A 15251-nucleotide genomic window follows, 5' to 3' on the forward strand; every position below is an offset into this window, starting at 1 on the left:
TTGAAGATGAAAAAGAAAAATCCAATACTATCGGTCGGCAAGACCCTGTTGGTGGCGATCACCTGCTTCTTGTCGTTTTCATGTTCCGATTTCTTCGATCCGGCGCAGGACCTGGTACAGGAGAGGGACGAGCATTACGATACCGTGGAGAAAGTACGCCGCGCCACTATCGGCGCTTACGGCCAGCTTCAGGGTTTGGTGGAGAGTTTGGTGATAATGGGCGATTTGCGGGCCGAGTTGCTTACGACTACCCGCAATTACGACGCTTTTCTGGAGGAAATCGCCGAGCATAATATCTCGCCGGATAATCCGTACGCCAACCCGAGGCCTTTCTACGAAGTGATATTGAACTGCAACGATGTCCTTTCCAAAATGGCCAAGGCCGAGGCGGATCCGCATATGACGGAAGACCTGATGTTCGCTTACGAGGCCGAGATCCGGACTCTGAGAGCCTGGGTTTACCTTCAGCTGATCCAAACCTACAAGGCCGTTCCTGTAGTGAAAGAGGCGGTAGACGGAAACTTCCCGGACTACGAGCCCCGCGAATATGGCGAGGCTGATATGCTGAACTTTTTGTTAGCGGAAATGCGTTGGGTAATCGAACAGCCATTGCTGGACTGGAGGGTTTTTAATGAGAAAAACGAGGAAGTAAGCCTGCCGTGGCGCTATACCCGTATCAACAGAAAGGCTCTTTTGGGCGAGCTTTACCTTCTGACGGGCAACTACCAAAGCGCCAGCGATATCTTGCGGGACTGCATCATCAACGCCGGAGAAGGGAAGGATGACCGTTACCTGAAATGCTCATCGCTCTCGGGGTCAATATCTTGGGGGAATAATTGGGAAACCGTAACGGTTAACGCCAATCATGTTTCGAGTCTGGAACATTTGACCACTATCCCTTTCAGCAAATCCAACCATCAGACGAACGAGTTGCTGTCTATATTCTCTCCGCTACTCACGAATAAATATTTGCTTAAGCCAACGAAGGTTGCGGTAAATAATTGGAAACGCCAGAATAACGGAAACGGAGACAGTTTCCGGGGGCTGGGCTCCTCGTATTTTATCTACTCAGGCGAAAGGGCGGATACCGTGGTGAACAAATACTTAAGAAGTAAGCAGGGCTATCTTGACGACGCCGTATATACGATCTATCGCGCGGCGGATCTGCACCTTATGTACGCCGAGGCGCTCAACCGCACGGGCCGTACCGACGAAGCCTTGGACGTGCTTAACGAAAACCTTCCGGGCTCGCCGCATACCGAAGGTATCCGTGGCAGGGTAAGCCTAGAGCCGGTAGATCTTCTCGACGTGGCCGACCGTAATCCGGAAATCGGAACGCAGGTGGAGCTTTTCGAGATAGCGTTGCTTGAGGAACGCGCCTTGGAGCTGGCCTATGAAGGTAAGCGTTGGAACAGTCTTATGCGTTTCGCCAACCGGGCCAATCGTCCGGAATGGCTGGCCAAAACGGTGGCCTTAAAATATAGGGAAATCAATCCGGCAAAGGCGGACGAACTGGAAGCCAAGTTGTCGGACCCATCGAACTGGAAGCTGGAAATGCCTCGGCTGAAATCCTCGAAATAAACTCCGTTAGCGCCGGTCCGGGGCCATAGGTTTCGGGCCGGTTATAATCGGACGAATAAGAACTATTAGCATCTGACCATAAATGTTAATCAAATGAAAAAAATTATCTATTTCCTGTGTGCGGGCCTTTTTCTAGCTTTCGCAGGTTGTGGCGATAGCGATAACGAAGGTGAGGTCTTGGAAGAAAAGTTTTTGGAAGTGGCCACTGACATAGCCGCTGACGTTACCGAGCATAGCGCAACGCTAAACGCTAAGATTATTTCGGAAGGAAAGACCGAAATACAAAAAGCGGGATTCTATTACTGGGTCCAAGGGAACTTGGGTAGCCGTAAAGAAGTGGAGGCGACTTATGACAAAACCACAAAGACGATCACCGCAAAAGTTAGCGGGCTTAATTCCTACACGGAGTATGCGTTTACAGTTTATGCAGAAGATTCGGAGATCAAGGAAGAAGGAGATATCCTGAACCTGAAGACAACCGTAGCGCCGGGCGTGACATTGCCAAGCGTTCAGAATAAAGGGATCACATATAAGGATTACGGTAAAGCGACTTTGACCGGAATGATCCTTTCCGACGGAAAAAGTTCCCAAACGACATTCAGCTTTTATGTTTGGGAACGTGGAACCGTAGGCAAAGAGAAATCAACTGCCGCGGTTGTTGAAGGAGATAATGCCAGCGGAACGGTTAAGGGTCTTAGTCCTGGTGTAGAGTATGCTTTTACGATGGTAGGCCTTAACGAGTTAGGGGCGTCGGTAAGTGATACCTTATACTTTACAACTAACACTCAAGCTTATGTTGATATTGATGCAAGTGGTAATGGAGACGGATCATCTTGGGAAGACGCTTTTACCAGTATCAATACTGCAATTTCTAAAGTTGACCCTGGAGTGCAACTCTGGATTGCGGAAGGGCTTTATAAAGAGTTTAATATTCCGATGAAAAAAGGCTATGACTTATATGGCGGTTTTAAAGGAACGGAATCAACTCTTGAAGAGCGTGACCCAATGACTCACTTGACAATGGTTGGGGGAGAAGAGGGTGTTGAGAGCCCTTTGGCTAGAATTTTTGTTAGTCAGTATGGCCATAAGTTGGAGCAGTCAATTATAGATGGTTTGGTTATACAGTACGGAGATGTTAAAAATTACAACGCTTCCGCTTTTTATTGCACTCAAGGATCCCCTCAAGTTAGAAATTGTGTGTTCAGACACAATAAAGGGAATTGGGCGGCCGCCATTTGGATTCAAAACGGAGCTACTCGTTTTGATAATTGTATTTTCGAAAACAATATGGGGTATAATGGAGGAGGAGTTGGAGTTACTTTTAGTGGTTCTGACGGGACCGTTTTTAACGAATGTATCTTCCGAAATAATGAAGCTATCAATACGGGAAGAGGTGGAGTGCTTTTAAGTACTAAGGGACCGAATCCGATTTTCAGAAATTGTATCTGGGTCGATAACAAAGCAAAAGAAGGACCATCACATTATTCTGAAAATGGATCTGGTTGTCCAGAATTTTTGGGTGATGGCAATGTAATAGAGCAGAAAGATACCTTCGTAAAGGGTAAAGGCCACGGCGCCTGTCCGATTTAACCCAATCATTAATTGTAATAATCGCCGGGCCGAGTGTGTGAAAGGTCCGATGTCTGGCTAATGACGAGGGCAGGTTGGTCTGGCGGTTTTTTGACTTTTGAAGATTCACATATGAAAAAATTATATCGATCATTTTGGGCATTGGGCCTTGGCGCCTTGCTTTTCTCTGGCTGTAACGAGGACGAGACCGTCTTTGAAGCGCCGGGAGACGACAACTTTAATATGCCCGTTTTGCATGTGCTTAATGATGTTTCGCAATATTGGAACGGAGAGCTCTTCGGTAAGGCCGACGGCTTTATCTCATTTTTGGATACGGCGAATTCGCAGTATCATACGGTTTCTTTTCCCATAGCGGGCCAAAGCGACGAGTTGGGCAAAAATATCTGGAACGTATTCCTGAACACCCAAAACGGCCAAGCGTACTCTGATGCGGATCAAGCTCGGATGACGGAGTTTTCGGAGAATAAACCGATCTGCTTTTTCGCAATGGAAGACGGTTCGTCTCTGGAAAACCTAAATCAACTGGGCAAAAGCTTCGGTTTTGGTTTCTTGCCGGGACCTGTAGGCGATCTGTCTGTGGAAAAAGGTGGTTCCGTATCGGCTTCAAACGCCGGTTTTTATCTTGACCTGGCTGAGGCGAGTGATTGGGAAACTTTGGTAAGCGCCAACGGAAAGCCCGTAATAGCGGTGAAAAGGGACGGGACTAATTTCGTGTTGGCTTCCGGTATCGATATTTTCTCAGGAAAAGATGACGGAAATATCGCTTTCTATAAACAGTTGATGTCTGAGGTGGCCAAGGAAATGCCCGGGCTTACGGCTTCCAACTTTACCAATGTTTCGGATGTCCCGGTTTCCCTGAAAGAGGATAACGCTTTTTACCGGTCCAATGTATATGTGAAAGATATGTTGCCCGCCGTTAAGGAAAGTTACGAAGCCGTTTTGGACGGAGTAAAAGCAATCACGGGTCTGGAAGATGGAAGTCAAGACTTGAACATGCGTTTGGTGGTTGGCGATAATATGGCCGAACTAAATGGCGGTGAGGTTGTATTGGGAGCTTATTATGGATATGAGTCTCCCGCTGACGGACTGAAGGTTTCTACTGCCAAAGCAGCTTATCATTGGCTGACGAATTATAAAATAGATCCTCTCTTCTCAGACGCGTTGGCTTTTTATACGGCTGTTGAGTTTGCTGAAGAGCAGGGAGTTTCCGAAGCGAAAGACCGTTTTATTCAGCCTTTGATCGACAAAGCCAAAATGCACCCTGATTTTCAAGCTTACGATCCGATTACCTTAAGCGAAGATGCCTTGGGCGATTTTTCTCAAGATTTGGTAAGAGGAAAAATGTTGGCTGTTTTGCAATCGCTTGAAGAAAAAACGGGAAAGAGTGTAGCGGATATTTTCACAAAGCTTAATGCGGATATTCCCCTAGGCTTAAGGCCAAATCCAAATAATGTCTTTTGGGCGTGGGTTGATAATGAGGAAAATGCAGCGGAACTGTTTGATCATATCAAGAGCCAAGGAATAGGGGTGGATATAGCAAATTTGACAATTCCGGGAACGTTCGGAAAAGAAAAGATTGACCCCGCCAATTTCGAATTGCCTCCTCAAGCCTCCACGACTCCATCTTATCCTGAAACAAACTTGTTTGACGGAATCGAAAACAACTTCTGGCATACGATTTATTCCGGTGAGATCCCGCCTTTCCCGCATAATGTGGTTATCGATATGAAAGAGTCGGAGAAGATGGCGGGGATGAGGTTTTTGCCTCGTCAATCGAGCCAATATCCGGACCATATTGAGCTGGCGAAAGTGTATGTGAGTGCCGATGGTGAAAATTGGGGAGAGCCTGTTGCGGAATACGATTATAACGGAGGTGCTTATAGCGGAGAATGGAAAGACCTTCATTTCCATACTTTCAAAGAAGGCAGGTTCGTGAAGTTGGAAATTAGCAAAATGGCCCGTAACGGAAATACAACGCTTAATCAATCGAATTTGGCAGAGCTGGAATTGTATCGTTATTCTGATATTGATGAAGAAGTAGTCGCTGAAGAATAAACTGCGAATAAAAGACAACCATAGGCAAATAGGTTCATCGCGCAAACGGCGCGAAAAAGATCGGCCCCGGTATTCCCGGGGCTTTTTTCTCCTAGACAGTTCTGTATAAAAACCGTTTGATCTTAAACATACAATAGATTAGCCATTGAGGAAATTTGGGAATTCTTACTTTATCGTTATAGGCTGGCCGTTGCCTGATTTTTTGCGACCATTCGTTTACTTTAGGGTATTCCGAAAAGTTGAAACCGAAGTTCTCAAGAAGTATGATGTTCATTCCCCAAGCTATATCCGCCAACGAAAATTCATCGCCCGCTAAGTAAGCCTTTCTGCTCAAGTTGTCTTCTAGCTTTTGGAACATCTTATGGTTGTGGGCTATCGCTTCTAGCCTTTGTTTTTCGGACATATTATACCCTCGTTCCTTTATAAATCGGGCTCTCTCGGGGTTGATTTTTTCATAGATAGGAAGGTGCTTTTTGGCACATGGTCTTCCCATCTTATGTGCGTAAAGAAACGAGACCGTAGTGTCCAAGTGAGAATGCGCAGCTTCGTCAACCCATCGCCAAATCTCCGCTTTTTCCTTTTCGGTTCCGGTGCACAGCGACGGTTCGGGATACGTCTCTTCCAAATAACGGAGAATATCTTCCGATCCCGTGATTGAAAATCCGTTATGAATCAACGCGGGCACACAAGATTCGGGATTGATCCGCAAATATTCGGGCTTTAGATGTTCGCAGGTAACAAGGTTGATGCTGTGGCCGGTCCATTTCAATCCTTTTTCTTCCAGAGCCATCCGAATCCGGGCGGCGCAGTTTGACCCTTGGTGATGATAAAGATGTAAGCCTTTCAGTTCCAGTAGGTCTTTGTCCGTTTGTTTTATTCTAGCCATGATATTTCTTTTTTTGGAAACCCATTAACCGCAGGCACCGTGACATTTTTTTGGAATATGGACGTTTACCGTTCCCGTTTCGGGTGTTTGCCTGCTTATGATGAATTTTTCGGTATCCACTCCTGCCAATACGCCTTCAATTTTATAATCGGGTTAGGAAAGTCCGTCCGTAGGTTTGAAAGAAAACGGTTTTCCTACTTTGGGCGAACTTTTCATATTTTCGGGAATAGGTCTGGGCTTTGTGTTTTTCGCAATATCCAAAGCTGTATTACCGCCTATTTCGGTCGTTTTCCCTGTGCCGTAAGCGTCCATCCTGTAAAGCCAATCGGTAATGTTTTTTGTTTTTGAAGCTTGTTTAAGCCCGTTAAGTTTATGACCGTACCAAAGGGTAGTGTAAGCGGTAAAGTCCAATGCCGTCGGTGATTCATTTTTCCCCAGAAATGGACGCTTACCCAATTGGTTTTCTATTTCAGAGAAAAAGCTTTTTAAGGAATGGTTATACTTGATTTTTGTGGCTACATCAGGCTTTTTGTCTTTTATTTTTTTCGCCAGTTTCGCTCGGTCAGTGATTAGCTTGCAAGCGTGTTGTGGAGGCATAAGGCTAAATGAACAACGGATAAATTCCCATGCGCTCATTGTCATCACCATTTCGACAAAATGTTGGGTGTCGATTTTTTCCATCAGCATTTTGTCATCGACACTTTGTTGGAGAGGATCCAATTCGGGACGGTTCGTCTGCTTTGCGATTTCAGAGCTTATCAATTTTGTGTCGCAGTAAATGTCCGATCCGATTTGTAGTATGGGAATCCTGCGGGAATATCCTCCAACTAGTTTTTCTTGAATAGGTCTAGGCACTCCTTTCGAAGCGATGACTGACAAGTACTCTTGGCCTGTGTGGGCAAGCATTGTCTGAATCTTGCGGGCGTATGGTGATCCCAGTGAGCGGTGTAGGATTATGGGTTGTTTCTTAGTTGTCTTCATCTTTTGCTATTCCTTTGGCTTATTTTGGCAAAAGAAGAGTTTAGTGAAGTCAAAGCGTTTACCAAATGGTAAAAAGTGAAGGAGAAGGCTATTTTTGCGCACGTATACGGCTTAGGCTTTGTAGCGTAATTCCCAAATAAGTGGCGATGTGTCCGAGTTGTGCCCGTTGAAAAATGTCTGGATATCTGGCGACGAGCGAGTCGTATCGTTCTTTAGCCGTCAACGTTTGGAACTCTATTGTCCGGTCGGCCAATAGTACCGCGGTTTCGCACATAAAATCCTCAAATATTCTGGAAGGCCAATCTGAGGAATTTCTGAGGTTGTCAAACGTGTGATAATCGAGCATCAGGGCTTTTGTTTTTTCGATTGCCTGTATACCGTAACGGGACGCTTGCTGGCGTAGGAAGCTGGCGCCCAGTGTGACAACTTGACCTTCATTGGCGAAGTAAATGGTTACGTCCTGCCCTTTGTCCGTGATGAAAAAATTTGGACAAAACCGCTTTTGATAAGGTAGATTTCCCGACAGGTGGAACCGGGCGCGGCGATAATCTCCCCTTGTTCAAACTCCTTTTCTTCAGAAGAACTGAAAATGTATTCCCAAATTTTTCGGACGTCCGGTTGGAAAGGGGGCATAATATCTCTGGATGATGATTCTTTTGATAAGTACAAAGATATACTTTTCTGGAGGTATCGGGCCAGAGGTTCTGTAATGTGAAAAAGAATATACAAAAGGGAACGAATAGTCCAGCGCTTGGAAAAAACGCTGGACTTGGATACGTGGCAAGGCAATTTATGCTAAACGAGAGTTTCCTTTTCGGTCTCGATTTCTTTGTTTGAAGTCGCCTTTTTCTCGTAAGCTGTTCTCAGCGTTACGGTGACAAAACCGTAAATGATACCGATCAAAGCGTAAAGCGTTTCGGTTATGGCCGCGCCGGTGTAATCGGCTCCCGGAATGTAATTCATAAACGCAAAGAAAGCGCCGGAGGCGACGAAGATAGCGGGAATAAAGTCAAGCCATTTTGTGCGTTCCAGACACATGCAAGGCACAACTACCAAACCGACAGCGAAGGGAAAAGCGAAAAACCCCAAACCGTCGCCGGCGGATTTTCCGATGATCATTATGGCGATGGAGGCTCCAATACCGACGAGATAACTCAGAAATGTCTTTATGCCGCCATTTACAGTTCCTCCCGCAACAAAATAAAGTGCCCAAGATTGGAATGCGATCCAACCGAAACCACTGTTGCCCAATGGAGGAACAGACGCGTGGAGTAATTGGTCAACGATTTGGATGGTGAAAGCTAGTGAGGCAACAATAATAGGAATAATGATAAATTTCTTGAAACTCATAATAAAAATTTGTCTGTGAAAAATCATCGGAAGAGGGATATATAATGCGATTCTTTTATGGCTTGCCCGCTTGCCGATCTGTTCTTAAAAATAAACAAAAATCAAATACGAAATTAAGTTTCAAAATAGAAATTTAAGCTAAAAATGCCCGGTTTTTGCCGGGCGCTATAAATCCTGTTCGTAAAGATTTTTTTCATTTTCCCATAGCCGTTACCATTCCGTCTTCCAACCGAACTTGGCCATCTTCAGCCATTTCCCTTACTATTTCAGCGAACGTTGCTATATCGACCGAAGTAGGCAAGGCGTCATGTAGGTTTTTGGCTTCTCTTTGGCCGGAGCGCAATAACAGAAGAATGTCATGGCGAATCTGCTTCAGTTTTTCTGTCGATATTTTTTTTTCGCTTACGCAAACATCGCATACGCCACAGCGCTCATATTCCTCTCCGAAATACGCCAACAATTGCCTTGTTCTGCATTCCTTGTCGTTGGTTGTGTAATCGGCCATCGCTTGCGCCTTCCCGATTATAAGTTCTTTCCGCTCCTCATAGCGCTTTACGTCTATCGGGAGATTGCTGGCGTTATGCCTTGATTCGAGATAAGTTAGTTGCGGCATATCTTTGCGCTCGTCATAATCGAGGATTTCCATTTGTTGGAGAGTACGCAAGATTTTGGCTACCGTGTCCGGTGAGGTTTCCAAGGCTGTCGCCAAATTGCTTTCCGAAATTCTTTTGTAATTGCCGAACAATTCACCTCCGTAGAAGCGTAACAAGGCTTGGATAATGGCGTCGTAATCCGAAGAGAAGAGCCGGAATTCGTACAAGCGCCGGTTATCGACTTTTATATTGACTTTGGAAGGTTCGTGAAAACTCTCCGAAAGTTCGAAATAACCTTCCTCCGCCAGTTTCTTTACTGAATTATAAGCCAGTAGGGGATTGAGTCCATATTTTTTCGAGAAATTCGGCAAATCGAAATCGAAAGAATTGAATTCTCCGCTACCTATGGCCAGTTTGTAATGGTTGGCCAAGCATTGGTATACGTGGCGCATTTCGTTCAGTGTCGGGAAGTTCTTTTCTATCCGTTCAATGGCTTTTTTAGGATCGTTCTCATCGATAATAATTACGGCGAAGGCTTTCTTTCCGTCACGGCCAGCCCGCCCCGCTTCTTGGTAATACGCTTCCGGCGTGTCAGGAATATCCAGATGCGCCACTACGCGTACGTCCGGTTTGTCAATTCCCATACCGAAGGCGTTGGTGGCCACTATTACACGGCAACGGTTTTTGATCCAATCTTCCTGCTTCGTCGCTCTAGAGTCGGGATGCAGGCCGGCGTGGTAATAGTCAGCCTGAATGCCCTGACGTCGAAGCCATTGAGCAATGTCTTGGCACCTTTTTCTGGTTCGGGCATATACCACAGCCGTTCCGGGAACTTTCTTGAGAATTTCGACAAGCTTGCCCTCCTTATCGTCCGTAACCCGGACGGAGTAGGAGAGATTGTCTCTTGCGAAGCTCTTTCGGAATGCGTTTTTACCGCGGAATTCCAGCCTTTCCATAATATCGGACTGGACTTCTTCAGTGGCCGTAGCCGTAAGCGCAATAACTGGAACACCTTCCGGCAGGCGTTGCCTGAATTCGGCGATTTCCAAATAAGGAGGCCTAAAGTCGTAACCCCATTGGCTGATACAGTGAGCTTCGTCTATAGCCAAAAGGCTAATGTTCATATCCTCGCTCCGGGCCAGAAAAAGTTCCGTCTTCAGCCGTTCGGGCGAAACATAAAGGAACTTTACGTCCCCGAAGCGACAGTTGTCCAAGATAGTGTCGATTTGCCGGCGCGACATTCCCGAATAAAGCGCTTCGGCTCTGATGCCTTTTGCCCGAAGTTGCTCAACTTGGTCCCGCATCAGCGCGATAAGTGGAGAGACAACCAAGCACAAACCTTCTTTGCAAAGTGCCGGAACTTGAAAACAAACCGATTTTCCTCCGCCTGTTGGCAAAAGCGCAAGCGTGTCGTGGCCCGCAAGAACGGAATCGACAATTTCGTCTTGCATTGGACGGAAGGTCTGGAAACCCCAATATTTATTCAGTATTTCTAGCGGTTGGCTCATCCGGTTCCTGATTTTTTGGACAAGGTAAAAATAGGCATTCCGAGATTTTTATCCCGGAATGTGGGGGCTCCATTCCGCTTTTAATCCCCAAATAAAGCTTTTGGGAAAAAATAGTATTGGTATTGGGTGAAATTTCGCTTGATGAAGCTCTCGGCTTTTTGTCTATTGTGCTCTGAACGGGAAGTGGTCGGTAATACCCCCCGGTGCAACAAAAAAGGACGTGGTTGTAAAGCCACGTCCCCATTCAAACTAAAACCAAATATTATGTCAGCTATAAGCCAATCTTCAACTAATGTGCCGGGCCTTTTGGAGGGCTGGTCGTGGGAACCCCCCAAGGATTGGACGACAATCGAAACCATTGATCTTCATACGGGCGGTGAGCCGTTGAGGGTTTACACCGGAGGAGTGCCCGAGATTCCGGGAGATTCTATTCTGGAGAAAAGAAGATATTTCCGGGATAATCTGGATCACCTGCGTACGGCATTGATGTGGGAGCCTCGCGGTCACGCTGACATGTACGGAGCCGTAATCACGGAACCGACAACCGACGACGCCGATTTTGGAACCTTTTTTCTTCATAATGAAGGCTATAGCAGTATGTGCGGGCACGCCATTATCGCGTTGGTCACGTTGGCATTGGATACAGGAATGATAGCCAAGACCGACGAAAATCCCGAAATTATTATAAACGTGCCGGCTGGAAAGGTGAAGGCTAGGGCTACTTTTGATGAAAAAGGAAAAGTTAAAAACGTGTCCTTTTTGAATGTGCCGTCATTTATGCCTTTGCGCGACGCTGAAGTGGATGTGCCCGGAATCGGGAAAGTTAAATTCGATCTGGGATATGGCGGAGCGTTTTACGCTTACGTCGACGCTGAGCCTTTGGGCCTTACGCTTGACGAATCGGATTATGACCAGTTGATCGATTATGGCCGCAGAATTAAGTATGCGGTTATGGAGAATTTCGAAATCAAACATCCGTTTGAGGAAGATTTGAGCTTCTTGTACGGGACGATTTTCGTAGGCTCTGCCCGCAAAGAGGGCAATCACAGCCGAAATGTCTGCGTTTTTGCCGAAGGTGAAGTGGACCGTTCGCCAACGGGAACAGGAGTGAGCGGACGCGCCGCGATTCATCACGCAAAAGGTGAGTTGGGTGAAGACGAACCCGCCATTATCGAAAGTATTCTTGGTTCGGAGATGGTTGTGAGAGTGGCCGGAACGGGAGCGTTCGGCGGTTATGACGCGATAATTCCCGAAGTGACGGGCAACGCCAGAATAACCGGCAAGAATAAGTTCTACATCGACCCGGATGACGAACTGGCCGACGGATTTATCTTTAGGTAAACAGTCAACCGTTCCCAATTTGGAAGAAGATTCATTATTTTACAATAATGGAATTCAAAAACAGGACAATTTTGATTTAGTCATGAATGGTTAAAGCTTCCAACCCAACAGCGTACAGTCGCTTTACTCCGGACTCTTTACTCTGTACTATCCTGAATGGTTCTGTTTTTAGCTGATGATTTTACGGATAAAAAATTTTTATGAACATGAGAATCACTAACCGTTTCGGTCTGGTTTCGGCTTTTTTGTTGGCATTGGCGGTGTGGGCCTGCCAGCCAAAGACGCAGGAAAAAGCCGTTCCCGAAAACCTTAGCGAGGCTTTGTCCGCTTTGCCGGGCGTAGTGTCGGTAAAAGCCATGGATGCCGATTCCCTCTATGGGGAATATTACGAAATGTATTTTGAGCAACCGTTTGACCATAAGGACACCGCTGCTGGGACTTTCCGTCAAAGGGTTTTGTTGGGCCATATGGGCTATGACCGTCCGACGGTGGTGGAGCTTCAGGGTTACAATATATGGACGGCCAAAGCCGGCGAGCTGAGTACATTGCTTAATGCGAACCAGCTGACTATCGAACACCGATTCTTTAAAGATTCGGCGCCGGACAGTATTGATTGGAGTTACCTTACCATAGAGCAGGCGGCGACGGATCAGCACAAGATTATCCAAGCCGTGAAATCGATCTATGATCAGGGAAAATGGATCAGTACGGGTATTAGCAAAGGCGGTCAGACAACGATGATTCACCGTCGTTTTTATCCGGAAGACGTTGACCTTTCGGTTCCTTACGTGGCGCCTTTGGTTTTCGCTCAGGAAGATTCCCGGATTTATGAATTTATCGATAGCGTAGGTTCTGAGGAGTGCAGGGCGAATGTTGCGAGATTTCAGCGCGAACTGCTCGAACACAAGAAGGAAGTTCTTCCGTTGCTTGAGGCTTACGGCAAAAAGCGCGGTTACGGATTCGATTCTCTCGGATTGGCCGGAGCGCTCGATTACGCCGCTTTGGAATATCCATTCGCTTTTTGGCAGTGGGGAAATACCGGTTGTGAGAAAATCCCTGAGCCGGGCGCCGATGCGGAGACGCTCTTTACGCATTTGAGAAAGACGGTTCCATTCTCTTGGTACGATGACGGCGGTTTCAAAAGCGGATTGCCATCGTTCTACCAGTTCTCGACCCAGCTTGGCTATTACGGCTACCGTACCGACGGGCTTGAGGATTTATTGACTTACGAGAATCCGAACAATCAGGTGTTCGCTCCGCAGAAAGCTTCTTTGGTGCATAACCCGGCCAAAATGAGAGACCTGCACGACTGGTTGATGAAAAACGGATCGAATATGCTGTATATCTACGGCGGTTACGATACTTGGAGCGCCTGCGCGATTGATCTTACGGATTCGAAGACCAACGCCGTGAAGATGGTGAATCCGAAAGCGACGCACGCTACACGCATCAAACATTTTTCCGAAGATGACAAGCGTAAGATTTACGCCACTTTAGAGTCTTGGTTAGGATTTGAAATACCTGAGGAGAACAAGGAAAAGCTGAAGGTATTGCAATAAAAAATACGGTCTATGTTTGCCGTTTGTGTTTTGGTTTAGGAGAAGGTCGCAAACGTGCGATCAAACTAAAGCCCGCCGAATTTCGGCGGGCTTCTTTGTTATAATTTCAAAAGGAATTCCATCGTGTCTATTCCGTCGGCGTAGTCCCAAGGTTCGGGGTGTTGGGCCATTCCGAAGGGGATTCGGCTTTCGCCTTTGCCTACCACGCATTGGATTTTTTCTTTATGCGCCCCGATTTTCGCCTCAAGGTCTTTTGCGTCGGAGTAACGCTCGTAAAATAAGGCGGAGATAGGGGAGATCAACGCTTTGTCTTCGGCTACAAGCAGGAATCCGGTGTCGAGATGCGGGATTCTGTTTACCAGATAAATCGATTTGTTGTAATCGTAATTATTGGAGTACTTGTGGTTGTGCGTGATGTTTTTGTAGCGTTCGCTAAGGAGGTCCAAGAAATGCTGGAAGCTGTAATCTTCGGGTACGAAAAGCTTTGAGACGTTTCGGCAACCGAGTCCGTAGAAACGGAAAATGTCTTCGCCGAGTTTTTCCAAATCTTCGTCAGATTCGTTTCCGTCCAAAACGGCGCAAGACGATTTGTTTGGGCGAATGATATGCGGATGCTTCGAGAAATAATAGCTGAAGTAACGCGCGGTATTATCGCTCCCCGTGGCGATATAGGCCTCCGAGCCGTTAAGCCTTTCCACAAACTCGAACCTGTCGCGGAAAGCGGGTTCGATTTCGGTAAGGTATTCGGCTATGATTTTCAAAAGGAAAGAATCCTGTCCGCTGAGTTTGGCCAAAAGGCGGTGCGGGGAGAGAAGCACGCACATGAAATCGTGGAAACCGACAGCGGGGATGTTGCCGGCCATCACAACCCCGATGGTTTTGGCCTCTTTTTCCTGATTTAATTCCGGGTAGTTGGAAAGCCATTTTTCCAGCTTGTCCTTACGGAGCATATGGGCCAGCCCGAGGATAGCGGCTTTGACGTTTTGCCTGTCAAACCAGTTGTTTCTGGCTTCGGCGCCTTGCGCCATCAGTTCGAATTCGTGCTCTTTAAGGTGGCCCAGTTTGTCACCTAATTTGGCGAAGGCCTCTATTTTCCTTTCTATATTCAGGCTCATTGGTCGCTTGTTGGGTCGTTGTGTTTATGCGTTTCGATTTCGGAATCATATTTATAGACTCCTTTAGGGGGTGTTCTGGTTTTCCCTTATACCGAAACGTAAAGGTAAGGTATTCGGAAGATTGAAAAAACGTTTTTTGAAGCTCGCTGAGCCGGGAAACGGGTTTGTTGGGGCTTTAACGATTTTATTTTTATGGATTATAAATAGTAAGAGCCGGATTGGTTTTGGTTGATTTTTATTATTTTTGCCTCCCAATCGTGTAATTGGTAAACGATTAGAAAAAAATTTTACGAGAATGGCAATCATCATTACGGACGAATGCATCAACTGCGGTGCCTGTGAACCGGAATGCCCAAACACCGCTATTTACGAAGGCGGAGTAGAATGGAATTGGAGCGATGGCACGGCACTGCAGGAGGTAGAGCTTGAGGACGGTACTGTAGTTTCCGCCGGAGAGGACCAAGAGCCTGTTTCGGACGAGTTCTACTATATTGTTCCTGGCAAGTGTACCGAATGTATCGGTTTTCACGAAGAGCCCCAGTGCGCAGCGGTGTGTCCCGTGGATTGTTGTGTTGACGATCCGGACTACCAAGAAGAAGAGGATGAACTTTTGGCTAAGAAAGATTGGCTTCATCCGGAAGGTTAAGGTTTCGAATTTTAGAGGTATTTTATATAGCAGGCTTTCGGGCCTG

General features: G+C 46.5%; 12 protein-coding genes. 6 read left to right on the top strand and 6 right to left on the bottom strand.

Annotation, left to right across the window (positions count from 1 at the left end; genetic code table 11):
- The first annotated feature begins 6 nt into the window (after positions 1–6).
- The 3 genes from AABK39_RS07570 (at position 7) to AABK39_RS07580 (ending at position 5226) form a co-directional block, all read left to right on the top strand.
- Positions 7–1581 carry a RagB/SusD family nutrient uptake outer membrane protein gene (locus AABK39_RS07570; RefSeq protein ID WP_338394316.1) on the top strand — a complete coding sequence of 525 codons (1575 nt, stop codon included), beginning with the start codon at positions 7–9 and terminating at the stop codon, positions 1579–1581.
- 93 nt (positions 1582–1674) lie between these two features.
- Positions 1675–3171 (top strand): right-handed parallel beta-helix repeat-containing protein, encoded by a 1497-nt coding sequence (locus AABK39_RS07575; RefSeq protein ID WP_338394317.1) that lies wholly within the window; start codon positions 1675–1677, stop codon positions 3169–3171.
- 111 nt (positions 3172–3282) lie between these two features.
- Positions 3283–5226, top strand: a complete 1944-nt coding sequence (locus tag AABK39_RS07580; protein WP_338394318.1) for a discoidin domain-containing protein — start codon at positions 3283–3285, stop codon at positions 5224–5226.
- A 91-nt stretch (positions 5227–5317) separates the two neighbouring features.
- Here the strand turns inward: AABK39_RS07580 and AABK39_RS07585 are convergent, their stop codons facing one another.
- The 5 genes from AABK39_RS07585 to AABK39_RS07605 form a co-directional block, all read right to left on the bottom strand.
- Complete coding sequence (locus AABK39_RS07585) at positions 5318–6112, bottom strand: glutathione S-transferase family protein (RefSeq protein WP_338394319.1); 795 nt, start codon at positions 6110–6112, stop codon at positions 5318–5320.
- A gap of 153 nt (positions 6113–6265) precedes the next feature.
- Positions 6266–7093 (bottom strand): glutathione S-transferase family protein, encoded by an 828-nt coding sequence (locus AABK39_RS07590; RefSeq protein WP_338394320.1) that lies wholly within the window; start codon positions 7091–7093, stop codon positions 6266–6268.
- An 88-nt stretch (positions 7094–7181) separates the two neighbouring features.
- The gene (locus AABK39_RS07595; RefSeq protein ID WP_338394321.1) at positions 7182–7439 is read right to left on the bottom strand and encodes a cyclic nucleotide-binding domain-containing protein; all 258 of its coding nucleotides are present in this window, start codon (positions 7437–7439) and stop codon (positions 7182–7184) included.
- A 449-nt stretch (positions 7440–7888) separates the two neighbouring features.
- Positions 7889–8443, bottom strand: coding sequence for a DUF1097 domain-containing protein (locus AABK39_RS07600; RefSeq protein ID WP_338394322.1), 555 nt, complete (start codon positions 8441–8443; stop codon positions 7889–7891).
- Positions 8444–8636: 193 nt separating this feature from the next.
- Positions 8637–10544, bottom strand: a complete 1908-nt coding sequence (locus AABK39_RS07605; RefSeq protein ID WP_338394323.1) for a RecQ family ATP-dependent DNA helicase — start codon at positions 10542–10544, stop codon at positions 8637–8639.
- Positions 10545–10808: 264 nt separating this feature from the next.
- On the opposite strand from AABK39_RS07605, the gene AABK39_RS07610 reads away from it, so the two are divergent.
- Both AABK39_RS07610 and AABK39_RS07615 read left to right on the top strand, forming a co-directional pair.
- The gene (locus tag AABK39_RS07610) at positions 10809–11885 is read left to right on the top strand and encodes a proline racemase family protein (RefSeq protein WP_338394324.1); all 1077 of its coding nucleotides are present in this window, start codon (positions 10809–10811) and stop codon (positions 11883–11885) included.
- Between the two features lie 206 nt (positions 11886–12091).
- A complete protein-coding gene (locus AABK39_RS07615) occupies positions 12092–13444 on the top strand; it encodes a S28 family serine protease (RefSeq protein ID WP_338394325.1) in 1353 nt (450 codons plus the stop codon).
- Between the two features lie 98 nt (positions 13445–13542).
- Here the strand turns inward: AABK39_RS07615 and AABK39_RS07620 are convergent, their stop codons facing one another.
- On the bottom strand, positions 13543–14559 hold the full coding sequence (locus tag AABK39_RS07620) for an aldehyde dehydrogenase family protein (protein ID WP_338394326.1): 1017 nt from the start codon (positions 14557–14559) through the stop codon (positions 13543–13545).
- A 295-nt stretch (positions 14560–14854) separates the two neighbouring features.
- Here AABK39_RS07620 and AABK39_RS07625 point away from each other — a divergent pair, with 295 nt between their 5' ends.
- Positions 14855–15205 carry a 4Fe-4S dicluster domain-containing protein gene (locus tag AABK39_RS07625; protein WP_338394327.1) on the top strand — a complete coding sequence of 117 codons (351 nt, stop codon included), beginning with the start codon at positions 14855–14857 and terminating at the stop codon, positions 15203–15205.
- Positions 15206–15251: the final 46 nt, after the last annotated feature.

Source organism: Fulvitalea axinellae (genome assembly GCF_036492835.1).
GTDB lineage: Bacteria > Bacteroidota > Bacteroidia > Cytophagales > Cyclobacteriaceae > Fulvitalea > Fulvitalea axinellae.